Source organism: Cytobacillus sp. GQ23, assembly GCF_059758675.1.
Genome location: NZ_JCAXER010000013.1, coordinates 124,703 through 141,087, shown reverse-complemented (window position 1 = coordinate 141,087; position 16,385 = coordinate 124,703). Strand labels below are relative to the sequence as shown.

18 protein-coding genes are annotated in these 16,385 nt (G+C 41.1%); 7 read left to right on the top strand and 11 right to left on the bottom strand.

The window, feature by feature from the left end; all coding sequences use genetic code 11:
* Window positions 1-281 precede the first annotated feature (281 nt).
* Genes AC6CHU_RS12890 through AC6CHU_RS12880 form a run of 3 tightly spaced genes read right to left on the bottom strand, consistent with a single transcriptional unit; the run spans window position 282 to window position 1,214 of the window.
* On the bottom strand, window positions 282-620 hold the full coding sequence (locus AC6CHU_RS12890; protein WP_498121964.1) for an alpha/beta fold hydrolase: 339 nt from the start codon (window positions 618-620) through the stop codon (window positions 282-284).
* A 20-nt stretch (window positions 621-640) separates the two neighbouring features.
* On the bottom strand, window positions 641-781 hold the full coding sequence (locus tag AC6CHU_RS12885; RefSeq protein ID WP_498121962.1) for a hypothetical protein: 141 nt from the start codon (window positions 779-781) through the stop codon (window positions 641-643).
* A 46-nt stretch (window positions 782-827) separates the two neighbouring features.
* On the bottom strand, window positions 828-1,214 hold the full coding sequence (locus AC6CHU_RS12880; RefSeq protein ID WP_498121961.1) for an alpha/beta hydrolase family protein: 387 nt from the start codon (window positions 1,212-1,214) through the stop codon (window positions 828-830).
* 127 nt (window positions 1,215-1,341) lie between these two features.
* On the opposite strand from AC6CHU_RS12880, the gene AC6CHU_RS12875 reads away from it, so the two are divergent.
* Window positions 1,342-1,668, top strand: coding sequence for a hypothetical protein (locus AC6CHU_RS12875; protein ID WP_159868882.1), 327 nt, complete (start codon window positions 1,342-1,344; stop codon window positions 1,666-1,668).
* A gap of 52 nt (window positions 1,669-1,720) precedes the next feature.
* Here the strand turns inward: AC6CHU_RS12875 and AC6CHU_RS12870 are convergent, their stop codons facing one another.
* The gene (locus tag AC6CHU_RS12870; protein ID WP_201306588.1) at window positions 1,721-2,056 is read right to left on the bottom strand and encodes a winged helix-turn-helix transcriptional regulator; all 336 of its coding nucleotides are present in this window, start codon (window positions 2,054-2,056) and stop codon (window positions 1,721-1,723) included.
* Window positions 2,057-2,338: 282 nt separating this feature from the next.
* On the opposite strand from AC6CHU_RS12870, the gene AC6CHU_RS12865 reads away from it, so the two are divergent.
* Both AC6CHU_RS12865 and AC6CHU_RS12860 read left to right on the top strand, forming a co-directional pair.
* Window positions 2,339-3,541: an MFS transporter gene (locus AC6CHU_RS12865; protein WP_498121958.1), complete on the top strand. Its 1,203-nt coding sequence runs from the start codon at window positions 2,339-2,341 to the stop codon at window positions 3,539-3,541.
* A gap of 21 nt (window positions 3,542-3,562) precedes the next feature.
* Complete coding sequence (locus AC6CHU_RS12860) at window positions 3,563-4,396, top strand: aldo/keto reductase (RefSeq protein WP_498121956.1); 834 nt, start codon at window positions 3,563-3,565, stop codon at window positions 4,394-4,396.
* 78 nt (window positions 4,397-4,474) lie between these two features.
* Here AC6CHU_RS12860 and AC6CHU_RS12855 read toward each other — a convergent pair whose 3' ends face one another.
* Together AC6CHU_RS12855 and AC6CHU_RS12850 are read right to left on the bottom strand one after the other, a co-directional pair.
* The gene (locus AC6CHU_RS12855) at window positions 4,475-6,103 is read right to left on the bottom strand and encodes an ATP-binding protein (RefSeq protein WP_498121954.1); all 1,629 of its coding nucleotides are present in this window, start codon (window positions 6,101-6,103) and stop codon (window positions 4,475-4,477) included.
* Window positions 6,104-6,243: 140 nt separating this feature from the next.
* Window positions 6,244-6,585, bottom strand: a complete 342-nt coding sequence (locus AC6CHU_RS12850) for a zinc ribbon domain-containing protein YjdM (RefSeq protein WP_159868897.1) — start codon at window positions 6,583-6,585, stop codon at window positions 6,244-6,246.
* A 721-nt stretch (window positions 6,586-7,306) separates the two neighbouring features.
* Between AC6CHU_RS12850 and ahpC the strand changes: the two genes are divergently transcribed.
* Window positions 7,307-7,870: an alkyl hydroperoxide reductase subunit C gene (gene ahpC, locus AC6CHU_RS12845; RefSeq protein ID WP_159868900.1), complete on the top strand. Its 564-nt coding sequence runs from the start codon at window positions 7,307-7,309 to the stop codon at window positions 7,868-7,870.
* A gap of 14 nt (window positions 7,871-7,884) precedes the next feature.
* Window positions 7,885-9,414 carry an alkyl hydroperoxide reductase subunit F gene (gene ahpF, locus AC6CHU_RS12840; RefSeq protein WP_159868903.1) on the top strand — a complete coding sequence of 510 codons (1,530 nt, stop codon included), beginning with the start codon at window positions 7,885-7,887 and terminating at the stop codon, window positions 9,412-9,414.
* Between the two features lie 99 nt (window positions 9,415-9,513).
* Here the strand turns inward: ahpF and AC6CHU_RS12835 are convergent, their stop codons facing one another.
* From AC6CHU_RS12835 to AC6CHU_RS12815, 5 genes are all read right to left on the bottom strand, one after another.
* On the bottom strand, window positions 9,514-10,872 hold the full coding sequence (locus tag AC6CHU_RS12835; RefSeq protein WP_159868906.1) for a 6-phospho-alpha-glucosidase: 1,359 nt from the start codon (window positions 10,870-10,872) through the stop codon (window positions 9,514-9,516).
* Window positions 10,859-12,430: a PTS transporter subunit EIIC gene (locus AC6CHU_RS12830; protein ID WP_159868909.1), complete on the bottom strand. Its 1,572-nt coding sequence runs from the start codon at window positions 12,428-12,430 to the stop codon at window positions 10,859-10,861. Before AC6CHU_RS12830 ends, AC6CHU_RS12835 begins: the two co-directional genes overlap by 14 nt.
* A gap of 55 nt (window positions 12,431-12,485) precedes the next feature.
* A complete protein-coding gene (locus AC6CHU_RS12825) occupies window positions 12,486-12,632 on the bottom strand; it encodes a hypothetical protein (RefSeq protein WP_251284864.1) in 147 nt (48 codons plus the stop codon).
* Between the two features lie 19 nt (window positions 12,633-12,651).
* On the bottom strand, window positions 12,652-13,281 hold the full coding sequence (locus AC6CHU_RS12820; protein ID WP_498121950.1) for a MurR/RpiR family transcriptional regulator: 630 nt from the start codon (window positions 13,279-13,281) through the stop codon (window positions 12,652-12,654).
* Between the two features lie 129 nt (window positions 13,282-13,410).
* Entirely contained in the window at window positions 13,411-14,028 is a 618-nt protein-coding gene (locus AC6CHU_RS12815) for a DUF3298 and DUF4163 domain-containing protein (RefSeq protein ID WP_159868912.1), read from the bottom strand.
* 125 nt (window positions 14,029-14,153) lie between these two features.
* Between AC6CHU_RS12815 and AC6CHU_RS12810 the strand changes: the two genes are divergently transcribed.
* Entirely contained in the window at window positions 14,154-15,887 is a 1,734-nt protein-coding gene (locus AC6CHU_RS12810) for an ABC transporter ATP-binding protein (protein ID WP_159868915.1), read from the top strand.
* Between the two features lie 168 nt (window positions 15,888-16,055).
* Window positions 16,056-16,280 carry a hypothetical protein gene (locus AC6CHU_RS12805; protein ID WP_159868918.1) on the top strand — a complete coding sequence of 75 codons (225 nt, stop codon included), beginning with the start codon at window positions 16,056-16,058 and terminating at the stop codon, window positions 16,278-16,280.
* The last annotated feature ends 105 nt before the right edge of the window (window positions 16,281-16,385 follow it).

Genomic DNA, 16,385 nt, shown 5'->3' with positions numbered 1-16,385 from the left:
TTCTGTTTTGTTTAGTTTTCAAAGAACTAATACGCTAACTTCTTTCGAAGTGACAACGATATTCATCTTATCATCTTTTCTTGTAGAAGTCAACAAGTTTTTTTACCTTTTTCTATTTGATAGATCCAAGCAAATTATAAGTTTTTTCTTTACCGCTGAGCGAAGCCTCTTAGCGACAAAAACTATCTTACAATAATTCAATACCTATAGTCAATACTTTATTTTAAAAAATTGTATGCAACATATTTTTTCTAAAACTATGCGCATGCATCTTTTCTTCTTTAGAGAATATACCTCTTCATCCATGCTTCAATTATGTCCAGCATTTCTGCGCTCAATGGATTTGAAAGACTTCTTTTATAAATTGACTTTAGCTTTATCATAGAAGTTTCTTCTTCCTGTTCTCTAAGAAGGTGGTTCATATTCGAAACATTATAGCTTTCAGCAGGGCCATTCACCTTTTCAGCAAAAAGATGGACATGCCTAGGATCCACTTGAACATCTTTATTACCGGTAATCGAAAGAACAGGACATGTAATTGCAGCCAAATCTTCTTCTATATTATATTTAAAGTGTTCTCTTGCCCATTTTGCATTGATCTTTGTAAATCCTTTTTTCATCACTGCCGCTTCTGAGTCCATCATTTCATTGAAAAGCTTCTTTTGTTTGGATGCTGTATTTGTTTTAAAGCTCGAAGAATAAATCCATTAACACCCTTCACCCTTTCAACTTCCTCTTCCAGCAGCTTTACTTGCAGCTCAGAAGCTTCCCTGACATTCATCGCGTGACCGGCAAGGAGGATATTTCCCGCAGCTTCTGCACTTCTATTAATAGGAGGAATTAAAAGTACACCCTTCACTGTGTCCCAGCAAAAAAATTCTTTCAGGGTCGATTTCCGGCATTTCGCGGACTGCCTTCACTGCAGCAATCCCGTCGTTTACTAAATCCCACATACCTGTTTCATAAAAATCGCCGCCGCTCTCACCGGCTCCCCGCTTATCATATCTTAGAACAGCCACTCCGGCGGATGCAAAAAACTCAGCGAACAGTTTATAAGCATTCATCTGCATAACCTTCGCATTGCCGTCCCGGTCAACAGGGCCTGAACCATGAATGATAATAACAAGGGGAAGCTTCCCTTCTGACTCCTTAGGTAAACTTATGGTTCCCTTTATATCTACATCTGTATTAAGTACGATCTCGCGTTCCTTCATTACGAGTACCCCCAATTAATGACTTCATATATGAGACGTTTACTTATAAAAATCGTTCAGTTTTTTTATTATTTTTTTGAGGCAATACTAAGAGCAAGTCTTATTTGTATTAGAAAGGGCTGATTTTATGCCAAGGAAAGCAGCATCAGCAAACAGCGGAGAAGAGACGGAGAAGGATAGTCCAGCACCACCAAATACACCTGCCAAAAACAGCGAGGATGAAGTAAGCAAACTAAATAGGATGTTAGCTTCTGTGTTAAATTATCTATCAGATGATGAAGTAGAAGAAATTGATATCGAGTATTTGCTTGCAAATACGGAAGGCCTCCGGGAATGGTGGGATCGATTCAGGGAAAACAATAAGAAACAAATCGAGGAAGAAATTAAGAATTCACTTGGCTCATTATCACTTGAGGAGCTCGAGAGTATTCGGGAACAAATTAAGAGTAAATAGCTTTACCATTAAAAAGGACTCAGTTGCCTAAAGCACCCGAGTCCTTAATTATTTATTGTTCCACAAGCTCTTTGCCTGTTAATTCAATATGTCCTTCTCCCCAGTTGCACATTGCGTCCAGGATGGGGCGAAGAGACCATCCGTAATCTGTTAAAGAATAGATAACCTTTGGAGGAACTTGATCAAAAACAGCACGGTTTACTACGCCATCCGCTTCAAGCTCGCGCAGCTGCTGGGTCAGCATCTTTTGTGTAATCCCCGGCATAAGCCGCTTAAGTTCGCTAGTTCGCTTTTCACCTTTAATTAAATGACACATGATGACCACTTTCCACTTTCCGCCAATCACATCTAATGTTGCTTCTACCGGAATATTATAAGCCAACTTCATTCCCCCTCTTTTTTATAGGTACTAAAAAGTGCCTACATTACTTTAAAGTGCGTACTGTTCTTTTTGATTCATGCCATCCATAATAGCATAAGGAAGCATAAAACAAAATGGTGAAAATGACCATAGGTTACTTTTTAGTGCCTGCATTACTTTAAAGTACGTACTGTTCACCATGCTTGGCATGCTTCATACTAACATTCACTAAGACTGAATAGCCAAGGCGCCTGGCTGGGATGTCTTTGCTCCATCCGATACTTTTAATATAAGGAGGATTCATATCCAATGAGTTCTATTGCTATAAATGCACAAAAAGAAAAAGGCGGCACCTTTGCCCTGCTTGCACTCGCAATCAGCGCATTCGGGATTGGCACTACAGAGTTTGTACCTGTTGGGCTGCTGTCGACCATTTCAGGTGATATGGGAATTTCCATTACTTTGGCCGGTTTATTAATTTCCGGCTATGCCATGGGAGTTGCCATTGGAGCGCCTGTATTAACTGCTTTAACCAGTAAAATGAACAGAAAGTCTTTGCTCATGTCATTAATGGTTTTGTTTATCATCGGAAATTCAGTCGCAGCCCTGTCCATCTCTTTTTCTCTTTTGCTGGCTGCACGTTTTATTACTGCTTTTTCACACGGCATCTTTTTCTCAATCGGCTCGACCATAGCAGCTGATTTAGTTCCTGAGAATAAACGTGCCAGTGCGATAGCTTTTATGTTCACCGGTTTAACTGTCGCAACTGTGACAGGCGTCCCGCTCGGAACATTTATCGGGCAGACGTTCGGCTGGAGAGCTACATTCTGGGGCGTGGCGCTGCTTGGGGTAATTGGAATTATCGCCAGTTCCATATTAGTTCCTAAAGACCTTGAGCAAGCACCCGCTTCTAAGTTCAGTGAACAGCTGAAAATTTTAAGCAGCGGAAGACTGCTTTTAGCATTTAGCATCACCGCATTGGGATATGGCGGCACATTTGTTGCTTTTACCTATTTGACTCCGCTTCTCGAAGATGTAACAGGGTTTAGCCCAAAATGGGTCAGCATCATTCTTCTTGCTTACGGAGTGGCCGTGGCGATTGGCAATGTGCTTGGCGGAAAAGCTTCTGACAAAAATCCATTAAAAGCATTGCTTTGGATGTTTACTCTGCAAGCCATTATTCTGGGCCTGCTCACCTTTGCCGCACCTTTTAAAATCCTTGGACTTATTGCTATTTTTCTAATGGGCTTATTTGCTTTCATGAATGTGCCAGGTCTTCAAATTTTAGTGGTAAACCTGGCTGAAAAATATGTACCTTCAGCTGTCAATGTGGCTTCCGCATTAAATATCGCAGCTTTTAATATCGGGATTGCTATCGGCTCATTTGCAGGCGGACTGATTGTCGACTCTATCGGCTTGATTCACACTCCGTGGATTGGCGGAGTAATGGTGCTTGGGGCCGTAATCCTGACAGGAAGACTAAAGAAACTTGAAACAAATCAAACTAACTAATTAATTAAGGAGTGTCTTAATATGAATAACCTATCTTTATCAAGTACTGCAGCACTTGCCAATGGAGTAAAAATGCCAAGGATCGGTCTTGGTGTATTTAAAGTGGAAAAGGAAGAAGAACTAATAACAGCTGTTAAAGCAGCAATTGAAAATGGATATAGAAGCATCGACACAGCTTCCATATACGGCAACGAGAAATGGGTTGGAGAAGCCATCCGCCAATCTGGCATAAATAGAGCGGATATCTTTATCACTTCAAAAGTCTGGAACGCCGACCAGGGCTATGAAGCAACACGCGAGGCATTAAACAGCTCGTTGAAGAAAATGGGTCTTGAATATCTTGATCTTTATTTGATCCATTGGCCTGTTGAGGGTAAGTACACAGAAACTTGGAGAGCATTGGAAGACCTATATAAAGAAGGAAAAATCAAAGCAATTGGCGTCAGCAACTTTCAGATCCACCATTTAGAAAATCTATTGGAAACTGCTGAGATCAAACCAATGATTAACCAAATTGAATTGCACCCGAAATTGGCACAGGCTGAACTGCGTGCTTTTGCCGCTAAACATGATATGCACATTGAAGCATGGGCTCCACTTATGCAAGGCGGGTTGTTTGAAAATGAGATCCTGAAGGGACTTGCTGAAAAACACGGTAAATCTATTGCACAAATTGTCCTGAGATGGCACCTGCAAAACGGCATTATTGTTATTCCTAAATCAACAAAGCCTAAACGCATTAAAGAAAATGCAGATTTATTTGGCTTTGAACTATCTCAGCAAGATATGGACTTGATTGATTCTTTAGATGAACATCTGCGTGTTGGACCAGATCCCGACAATTTTGATTTCTAATATAGAAGTTTTTAGATAGGGAGCTTGAAGCTTCTTTCTAACATTGAAAAAGCAGGGACTCCCCTGCTTTTTTTCAATTTATTCAATTGTTTTTAAAAGCGGCAAAGCAATATCTATTAAAGTACCTTCACCAATCTTACTTTTATATACAATAGTTCCATTATGCTGCTTGATGATCTTATGGCAAATCATAAGTCCGAGCCCCGTCCCTTTTTCTTTTAATGTATAAAAAGGTTCACCGAGTCTCGTCAGAAATTCGTCAGGTATTCCACAGCCCTGGTCCTGAAATGAGACAATACATTCCCCATCATTATTACTCCTTAGGGAAATCTCAATATCTCCTCCATTATCCATAGCTTCCATTGCGTTTTTTAAGATGTTCAAAAGAACCTGTTTGATTTGATTTTTTTCGCACGAGATCAAAAATACACCATCAGTAAAATGCAGCTTAAACTGAATACCGTTCATATTTGCCTGAGGGGATAATAACTCGACTGTATTTACTATGATATCCTTTAAATCTGCAGTTTCCATTTTTATCGCCTGCGGTTTTCCTAGAGAAAGCATTTCAGTAGTGATATTTTCTATGCGCTCCAGCTCGCTCAGCAGTAATTCATTAATTTGGCTATTGTCACTTCTATAAAGCTGAAGGAAACCTTTGATGGTTGTAAGCGGGTTTCTGATTTCATGGGCAACCCCGGCTGCAAGCTCCCCGACAATAGATAATTTCTCAGATTGCAAAAGAAATTCCTCTGCCTTTTTCCGTTCAGATATATCCCTGCTAATCATAACAACATGCTCGATTACACCCTTTTGGCCTTCAACAGGCATACTCCTTGACTCAAATTCAATCCAGTGGCCATTTCTGTGTCTTAATCGGAACTCCATTGTCATTTGTTCATTATGTTCAAATATCCATTGCATGCCTTCACGGAACTTCTCCGCCTCATCAGGATGAATAACAATATCTATTTCCATATCTTGCAGTTCCATTACTTTATAACCCAAAACAAACTCATGAGACGGAGATAAATAACTGAAACTTCTATTCCTGCCCATAACTGCGATAAGGTCTGAAGTATTCTCAGCAATTAAACGGTATTTAGACTCACTTTCTTCCAGCGTCATTTCCATCCGCTTTTTTTCTGTGATAATTCGAATCAGCTTTTCATAGGACTCAATAAGCAAACTCCCAACTATGACACCAAGCCCCACAAACAGAAGATATTCCAGATGAAAAATCGGCCTGTCTCTAAAAACGTTAAAAATGATCGGTACCGTTATAATATAAACAATACAATAAGCACCATATAACATGGCTGTTTTTCTAACTGCCTTATGGTACTGGGCATATCTATGTACAACAATAAAAGCAAGCAAAATAAGCAGTAACCCTACTATGGCAGGCAGCCAATTCTCACTGACTGCAAGCCTCGTGACAAGTGCAATAATTGCGGTAATTACCCCTGCTCCCGGCCCCAAATAGGAAAATACCAAAATCAAAATGGCATAGCGAATATCATAGCTATAGCCCTGCTCATTAAAAGATAAACCCACTAGAATGACAGAAATAATTCCTGCATACACCCCACCCAAGAGATGGAGATCCTTAAGGGGTTTATGACTGATAAAAGAACGAAGAATTAAAGGCACACTGACCAATAATGAAAAAATGGAGAGATTGACAATGTAGTCTAATAGTATCAAGGAGGCTCCCACCCATATAGAGAAATTCTTAATATTCTTTCTTTATCATAAACCAGAGCTGATGACCTTTCCACTACTATTTTAAGACCCGCAAAGGGATATAAAAAAAGGCCAATCCATGCAAGGATAGGCCTTTTTTGCTACACTTTCTTCACAAACTCTGACTTCAGCTTCATAGCACCAAAACCATCGATCTTACATTCAATATCATGATCACCATCCACAAGGCGAATATTTTTCACCTTGGTTCCAATCTTAATAACAGAAGACGTGCCTTTCACCTTAAGATCTTTAATGACTGATACTGTATCTCCATCTTTAAGTACATTCCGATTTGAATCCTTAATTATTTTTTCTTCCTCAAGACTGGTAATTTCGGATTCAGCTGTCCACTCATGTGCACACACAGGACATACTAAGAGCAGCCCGTCCTCGTACGTATACTCCGAACTGCATTTTGGGCAATTAGGCAAGCTAGACATTTCGTTTTCCTCCATTGATATGTATATTTTTCTGTTCTGTCATGTAATGACAGCCCAAATCTTAACGAATGCTATTACGTTAAATAAGACATAAGCAGATAAACTTACAATACTCAGCACTCGCTCAGTTAGCGAAAACTGCTGGACTCCATTTCCGCCTTCCATACATATATAACTCGGTCTATATTGTAATGCAAGCTATTATTTTTCCCAGATTCGGCCCTCTGACTACCGGATTTCAGCATTCTGTGTCTGAAGTTGACATTTTATCTTTTCAATCAAACGTTTGATTGACCTATTTTGCAGGAATATCGATTTTTTTTAGCCAAAGAGGGAATAATAAGTTAATGTGGACCAGCTGCTGTTTTAACTTATGCTTAATCACATTCTCAATTATAAACTTAAAACTTATATTAGTTGAGATTGGCACAGGCAAAAAAAGGGTAATAAAAAAAATAAAGAGTTATACTGAGGTTAACGGAATTAAGACTGCCACTCCGTAGTGGTTAAACCTTATAAAAAAAGCTGAATTAATGTTGACATCTTATTTTGTCATATACTCTTTCCGCTCCCCAACTGAAAAGGAGCAAATTTCACAGCTTTCCCCTTGACAAAAAAAACATGGTATATGATAATTATTACCGAATTAGAATTATTATTAAATAGTTCGCTATTTAATTAATAATCAAATCACCCAACCATTTTAAGGAGGAATTTAATCATGGCATTAATCGGTTCAGAAGTACTACCATTCTCAGCAAAAGCTTACCATAACGGTGATTTCATCGATGTTACTGAAGAAAACTTCAAAGGAAAGTGGAGCGTTGTTTGCTTCTATCCAGCAGATTTCACATTCGTATGCCCGACTGAATTAGAAGACCTTCAAAATGAATATGCAACTTTAAAAGATATGGGAGCAGAAGTTTATTCTGTTTCAACAGATACTCACTTTACCCATAAAGCATGGCATGATAACTCAGAAACAATCAACAAGATTGAATATGTAATGATTGGTGACCCTAACCAAAGAATTTCCCGCAACTTCGAAGTTCTAAACGAAGAAGACGGACTTGCAGAACGCGGAACATTCATCATCGACCCAGATGGCATCATCCAAACAGTTGAAATTAACGCTGGCGGAATTGGCCGTGACGCAAGCCAGGTTGTAAGCAAGCTTAAAGCAGCTCAATATGTACGCAACAACCCAGGTGAAGTTTGCCCGGCTAAGTGGAAAGAAGGATCTGAAACACTTAAGCCAAGCCTTGATCTAGTAGGTAAAATCTAAGGAGTACGATAATCATGTTACTTGATGCAGATATTAAAGCACAATTAGCTCAATATCTTCAGATGATGGAGGGCGATATCCTTCTAAAAGTCAGCGCTGGATCAGACAAAGTATCCAGCGATATGCTGGCTTTAGTGGATGAACTAGCCAATATGTCCTCCCACATTAAAGTTGAGCGCACTGAATTACAAAGGACGCCAAGCTTTAGTGTAAATCGTCCAGGAGAAGATACTGGCATTACGTTTGCCGGCATTCCTCTTGGGCATGAATTTACTTCCTTAGTGCTTGCTCTGCTTCAAGTCAGCGGAAGGGCACCTAAGGTTGACCAGAAAGTCATCGACCAGGTGAAGAAAATTGAGGGCGAATATCGCTTTGAAACTTATGTCAGCTTAAGCTGCCACAACTGCCCTGATGTAGTACAGGCTCTTAACGTCATGAGTGTTCTTAACCCTAATATTTCTCACACAATGATCGATGGTGCTGCTTACAAAGAAGAGGTAGATGCTAAAGAAATCATGGCAGTGCCGACAGTTCTTTTAAATGGCGAATCATTCGGCAGCGGCCGTATGTCCCTTGAAGAAATTCTTGCGAAAATGGGAACTGGCCCTGACGCATCAGAATTTGCAGACAAGGATCCTTATGATGTGCTAGTTATTGGCGGCGGTCCTGCGGGATCAAGTGCTGCCATCTACGCAGCGCGCAAAGGCATTCGCACCGGTATCGTTGCTGAACGCTTTGGCGGCCAGGTAATGGATACTTTAGGCATTGAAAACTTCATCAGTGTGAAGCACACAGAAGGCCCTAAGCTTGTTGCAAGCCTTGAAGAGCACGTGAAAGATTATGGCATTGATGTCATGAACCTTCAGCGTGCAAAGCGGCTTGAAAAGAAGGATCTTGTTGAAATCGAACTTGAAAACGGTGCTGTACTGAAAAGTAAATCAGTCATCCTTTCAACTGGTGCACGCTGGAGAAACGTTAATGTGCCAGGCGAAGCAGAGTTCAAAAACAAAGGGGTAGCTTACTGCCCTCACTGTGACGGACCATTATTTGAAGGCAAAGATGTAGCTGTTATCGGCGGAGGCAACTCTGGTGTTGAAGCAGCGATTGACCTTGCAGGGATTGTTAACCATGTAACGGTTATCGAATTCAACCCTGAGTTGAAAGCAGATGCCGTTCTGCAGGAACGTCTGAACAGCCTTCCAAACGTAACGGTTGTCACAAATGCTCAGACAACTGAAATTACCGGAACGGACAAAGTAAACGGTATTTCATACATGGATCGTGAAACAGAAAAAATACACCATGTGGAACTGCAAGGTGTATTCGTCCAAATCGGTCTTGTTCCTAACACAGATTGGTTAGGCGACCAAATCGAGCGTACCCGCTTCGGCGAAATCGTTGTAGATAAGCACGGTGCCACAAACATCCCTGGAGTATTTGCAGCAGGAGACTGTACTGACAGCGCCTATAAGCAGATCATTATTTCTATGGGATCCGGCGCTACAGCAGCGCTTGGTGCGTTTGACTATCTGATCCGAAATTAATTTTTAACTTTACAAAACCGCTTTCTGCCTTTTTGGCAGGAGCGGTTTTTTTCTATCAAAAAAAGAAGCACAGACATTGCCTGTGCTTCACCCTTTTTATCAGTGTGCCAATATACCTTCTTTATACTTCTTCTCAAGCGTTGGCCAATACTCCATGTTGGCTTCGATAAGATCATCCAGTATCTTTTTCGCCACAATGGCAGATGGAATAGTCTTGTTAAGTGTGAATGCCTGCAATGCTTTTTCATAAGACCCTTCTGTTATGGCTTCCACAAGAATTTTCTCTGATGCCAATTGCTGATCGATCATGGCTTTGTGGAAGTACGGTATTTCTCCGACATACTCAGGAACAGGTCCTTTATTAGTGATCAGGGCAGGCACTTCAATCATGGCATCTGCCGGCAGGTTAGGGATAGTTCCATTGTTTTCTACCATTACAAGATAGCGTTTTGCCAGATTCTGTGCGATGGAAACAGTGACATCGACAATAAAGATTCCGTGTACACCAACATGGAACGCATCATCCAGGATGCCCGTCTCCTCAAATTTGCTGACCGTCTCAAATAATGATTTTTCTCTGCCGGCCATTACCTCATTTGCGCGGGTATACTCTTTGTTTGAGTTCTCCACAATATAATCCGGCAGCAGGTAATACTGCAGATAAGGGTTCGGAATGTAATCCGGGAAGTAATCCATAATCGGCTTGATGTTCTTAAAAGTCTTAATCCAGGATGAATCAGCATGACGATAATCGATTTTAGAAATGTCCTCTGTCAGCAGACCCCATTTGCTGATATGCTCACGAAGCTCAGGAAGGCGGTCAACTCCATCCACTTCTACTTTAGTAAACCAGCCGAAGTGATTAAGTCCAAAGTAATCTACTACAAGATCTTCTCTCTCAACTCCCAGGATCCCGGCCATGTTGCGCATTGTTGCCACCGGCATGTCGCAGATGTTGATAACCTTGGCATTAGGGCGGAGTTTGCGAACCCCTTCCGCTACAATGGAGGCAGGATTTGAATAATTGACAATCCAGCATGATTCCTTCGCATATTTTTCTACATAATTAATCAGCTCAACCATTGGGAAAATGGTTCTTAAACCATATGCCAGTCCGCCTGGTCCGCATGTTTCCTGGCCGACCACGTTGTGTGAAAGAGGAATCTTTTCATCCAATTCCCTCATTGCATATTTGCCGACACGCATTTGTGCAAATACAAAATCTGCATCTTCAAATGCTGTTTCAGGATCAGTTGTCTCAGTTATTTTAATAGAATCTGTATACTCTGCAATAACCGCTTTGGCTGCCACTACTACTTTCGATTGGCGCTCTCCGTCAATATCATAAAATCTGATTTCAGATAAAGGTAAATCTTCTAGTCTATCCATTAAGCTTCTCACAATACCTGGTGTATATGTGCTTCCGCCGCCAGCAATTGATAGTTTATACGTTTTCATAGTTAAGTCCTCCCAGTTTTTGATCGACTTGATCCCGAACAGATTTTACGTTTAGTCCATATACAACCTGTACGTTGTTGCCTGACTTAATGACCCCTTTTGAACCGGTTTCTTTTAATAGGTTTTCATCCACTGCATTAGGGTCCTTTAGTACAAGTCTTAATCTTGTATAACAGTTATCAACATTTTCGATAATTCTGCTTCCGCCAAGTGCCGTTACAATTGTCTCTCCAAGAGGAGAACCTTCTGCGTTATTTCCTTTTGCCTGAATTCCAGCCGGCTGAACAGCTGCCTCTGTTTCTTCTTCACGGCCAGGTGTCTTTAGGTTCAGTTTCAGAATCAGGAATCTAAAGATAAGGAAATAGACTGCAAACATGATCAATCCTACGACAATGAACATCGGCCAATTAGATTTCTCTGTGCCAAGCGGCAGGTTATAAAGAAGGAAGTCAATGACACCATTTGCACCGATGGCATGAACACCAAAGATGTTTAAGAGCATCATTCCTGTACCGGCCAGAACTGCGTGGATAAAGAACAGGATTGGAGCAGTAAATAAGAACGCAAATTCAATCGGCTCCGTTACCCCAAGCAGAAATGAAGTGACGGCTGCTGGCAGCAGAATCGCTTTTGCCATTGCTTTTTTATTTTTATCAGCTGTAACATACATGGCCAAGGCTGCACCAATTAAACCGAACATCTTTGCCAGACCGCGTGCATCCCAGTTCACTGTGCTGCTTAATACAGCCACACTTGGGTCAGCCATTTCCGCAAAATAAATATTTCTTGCTCCATAGACAACTTCGCCTGCTACTGTTGCCGTTCCGCCTAATTCTGTATATAGGAAAGGTGTGTACACGAGGTGATGAAGTCCTGTCGGAATCAGGATTCTTTCCAGGAAACCATAGATAAGGAAACCAAAGTCTCCTAAGCTTCGAATACCATTAGCCAGTGCCGTGATCCCATTCTGGACAATCGGCCAGAACTCTGCTGCAAACGCTCCTAAAATCATGGCACATGGGATAGCCAAAATGGCTACAAAGCGATGACCTGAATAGATGGAAAAGACGCCTTTAAATTCTGTATCGCAATATTTATTATGAAGAACACCAACTAAAGCTCCGATTAATATTCCGGCAAAAACACCCATTTCCAGAACTTGAACATTTAATACCATTGCCTGTCCGGAAATCTGCATTTCTTCTGCTGGAACTAAACGCTCCGATAGATTCAGAACCTGATGCATCGCATTAATAAAAATGACAAAGGTTACTAATCCTGTTAAAGCTGCGTAGCCTTTATCCTTCTTTGCCAAGCCGATCGGGATGCCGACCGCAAAGATCAAGGCGAGATTCTGAAGGATGGATACGGCGGAAGAAGAGATAAACTTTCCGACGTTTTGTATCATTGGACTTTCAAGAAGCGGAACGTACTGGGCCAGGTTCCCGTTGCCAAATACATTTCCAAAAGCAATGAAAAGACCAATGATCGGTAATATTAAGATCGGGGCAAACAAGGATTTTCCAAATAGCTGGAGACCATTCACCACTTGTTTCATTGTTGTCTTCCTGATTCTGTACCATTTCACCAAATAAAGTAACATGTTACATAGGCTAATATTCTTGGATAATTCCTTTTTTAATAGCTAAAATCAGGATAATATCAATGAGCATAAACATATTTGACTCGAATGAGGTAATCTCAAATTCACGCTGGGATTCGATGGTCGGATCAAGAATAGTAAATACAATATCAGCCAATTTCGCCGTGGTACTTTTATCATTTCCTGTAAACAGCACGGTCTTTAAATTCTTTTGCAATCTGGACTTTTTCGATCACCTTGCTTGTCTCCCCTGAACGAGAAAAGACAATCATCAGCCGATACTTCTGGATGTTATTAAAGAAAATCGCCCGGCTGTCACTAGTCGATGTATTCGACACGTAATACCCAAAAAGCTCCAACTTTTTAGCAAGATAATTAGAGAACAGCGTAGAGAAGCCTGCTCCATAAAAATAAATCATCTTATGCTTTTTAATTTCATGTAAAAATTCTTGGATACTCTCCTCATCTATGTAATCAAAAGTAGTCCTGATATTTTTAATAAATTCACCAATACCTGCTTCCATTGGAAGATGAATCTCTTCTACTGATCCAGCCTCTGAATTGTGCACCTTCTTCACTTTAAGGCCAAGATTATAAATAAACTCACTGTATCCGCTAAACCCCAGCTTTTTACACAAACGGATGATAGATGTAGTAGAAGTAAACAGCTCATCCGCAGCTTTCCGGATACTTAATTGCTGGTCATCTATTCTGCTTTCAATCAAAAAAGAGAGAATCTCTTTCTCTGACTCGTTCAAGTCTTTATCAATTGTATAATCTAAGAAAATCTTCTCTGCATTATCCATTGGTTCACCTCTTTCTTATTATGAACGGGTTTTATTTAAACCATTTCTATTATAAATGAGACAGCTGGAAGTTTTACTGTTTTACAGTGAAAAAGGGATACCGCATTAACGCAGATCCCCTCTCGATCTTTAATTTGCTGCCATCCTTCCCAGCGGACCATTTTCATCTATAATATCCTGCAGTTCATATACCGAAATCGGAAACATCGGGAATCCATAGGCGTATGGCGCGATTTCATAGAGTTGGAAATAGATGATCAGCGCTTTGTCTGCTATATAAAAGTCCTGATCCGGCTTAATGGCTTGAAAGTCTACTAAAAGCGGAATGTCACGCTCTCTGATTTGCACCTTAATCAGGTCTGATATTCTTTTTACATAGTCGCTTCCCGGCTTAAATAAATCCTTAAGGGCTACCTGCTTCCCCTTCTGAAGATCAAACGTCAGCGATTTTATAACTGTCATTCCATGGGCAGCATGATAATGATACACATAGTTGTTCAAAGACAAGCTCAGCACATCCCGCTGATTATTTTTAATCTCATAATATCCATACAAATCCACAACGGTGGTATCCATATTGCCTGTCTGTTCGTTAATGAGCTGCTGGTTTTGTCTAATAATAGTACTGTTTATCAATTGCTGCAGCTGCTTATTTTGCATACCAGATACTCGGGGATAATAAACGACTTTGGTGGGCCCCGTGCTGATTGTCATCGTTTTGATGCCTACAGGAAAGTTGATTGCCACGGCCATCATCCTTTTTGTTTTTTAACACATCCTATTCATCGGATAGGCGTTAAGGTGCATAACAGGAAATGGAAGTTTCAATGTTATATAATTATGAAGATATATAAGAGACAGGAGCACACATAATGAATCAAAAGCAAACCAGTATAAAACCATTCATTTCACTCATTCTATCAACAAAAATACCAAAGCTTGCTCTCATCATTGGTTTAACAGCAAGCATCTTAACCACCCTGACCGGACTCGTGGTTCCGCTGCTGACCAAAAACCTGGTGGATGGCTTTTCAGTTGAATCTTTAAGCGTTCCGCTCATCATTGGAATCGGGGCAGCCTTTATCGTCCAGGCCATAATAAGCGGGATCTCCATCTACCTGCTGAGCTATGTCGGCCAAAAAGTAGTGGCACGTCTTCGTGACCGGATGTGGAAAAAGCTCATAAGGCTGCCGGTCCGATATTTCGATCAGCAATCCAGCGGACAGACAGTCAGCCGCGTAGTTAATGATACCAGCATTGTCAGAGAGCTGATTACCAATCACTTTCCACAATTTATTACCGGTATTATCAGTATTATCGGTGCAATTATTATCCTTCTTGTGATGGACTGGAAAATGACATTGCTGATGCTCACTTCAGTTCCTATAACACTGGCCATTATGATTCCACTCGGCCGAAAGATGGCAAAAATATCCCGGGGCCTTCAAGATGAAACGGCCATCTTTACCGGCAACATCACCCAAACACTTGGTGAGATTCGCCTAATGAAGTCCTCTACTGCAGAGCAAAATGAAGAAGAAAAAGGATTGGATGGCATCGGCAAACTGCTTGGCTACGGTTTGAGGGAAGCCCGTATTTTTGCCATGATTGGCCCGACAATGTACCTGATCATGATGGTGGTCATCGTCATGATCATCGCCTATGGCGGCATGCGTGTGGCCAGCGGAACGATGTCAACGGGTTCTCTTGTAGCCTTTTTGCTGTATTTGTTCCAAATTATTATGCCGATCACTTCATTTGCAATGTTTTTTACACAGCTGCAAAAAGCCAAAGGCGCAACGGAAAGGATTATAGAAATTTTAGAAGAGCCATTGGAAGATGGGCAGGACGGCATCGAGATGGATATCAGCAGCAAACCGATTACCATCGAAAACGTTTCTTTCTCCTATAGCGCAGAAGAGATTGTCCTGGAAAATATCTCACTTGAAGCCCAGCCGGGCCAGATGATTGCATTGGCAGGCCCAAGCGGCAGCGGAAAAACCACTTTATTTGGATTGCTTGAACGTTTTTACGAGCCAACTGCAGGTGAAATTAAAATTGGCCACACACCCATCCAGCAAATATCTCTTAAATCCTGGCGCAGTCAAATCGGCTATGTTTCACAGGAAAGCGCCATGATGGCAGGTACGGTCCGTGAGAATTTATGCTATGGACTGGAGAGTCCTGAAAACATTCCGGATGAGAAATTATGGGAAGTGGCAAAAATGGCATATGCCGATCAATTCATTGCTGATTTTCCGAAGGGGCTTGACACAGAAGTTGGTGAGCGGGGCGTGAAGCTTTCCGGAGGACAAAGGCAGAGGATTGCCATTGCGCGCGCATTCCTGCGCGATCCTAAAATATTGATGATGGACGAAGCTACCGCAAGCCTGGACAGTCAATCGGAAGGCATCGTTCAGCAGGCGCTTAGCCGTCTAATGGAAGGGCGGACAACTTTTGTCATCGCCCACCGTCTTTCTACAATTGTCGATGCGGATCAAATTGTCTTTATTGAAAAAGGCCGGGTGACAGGCATTGGCACGCATAATGAATTAACCCGAACCCATGAGCTATACAGGGAGTTTGCCGAGCAGCAGCTTGCATAAAAAAGGCCAGTCTATCACAGACTGGCCTTTTTGCTGTATCTTATTTTCAGTTCTCTCTAAAACTAAAAATTTTATGATAAAATGTGACAAATTATCCATACAAATTGGAAGTTAAATTCCTTATAATGGTATTAAGGTTACACCTGCTAAAAAAGGAGGTTGTGAACTATGCCATTAGATCATACGAAAAATATGCTTGAAACTTTAAAATACTATAGCGATTGCCAAATCACTCAAACGTTTACAAAAGAGCAATCAGAGATTCTAGTTGTCCGTTATATAAAGGAGTCTCATTCTTTTGAGATTACTTATACGGGAACTTCAATGAAAAAAACGTATCCTTCCATTGATTGTGCGGCAGTTGCAATTGAACAGGCAATCAGTAATCAATAATCCCGCACATTCATCCATATCATAAATAAACGCAGCCTGTACTCTTTACCCGCACCAGTACTGCGTCCATTCCCTTTCAATCAAACGTTTGATTGAACTTTTTTC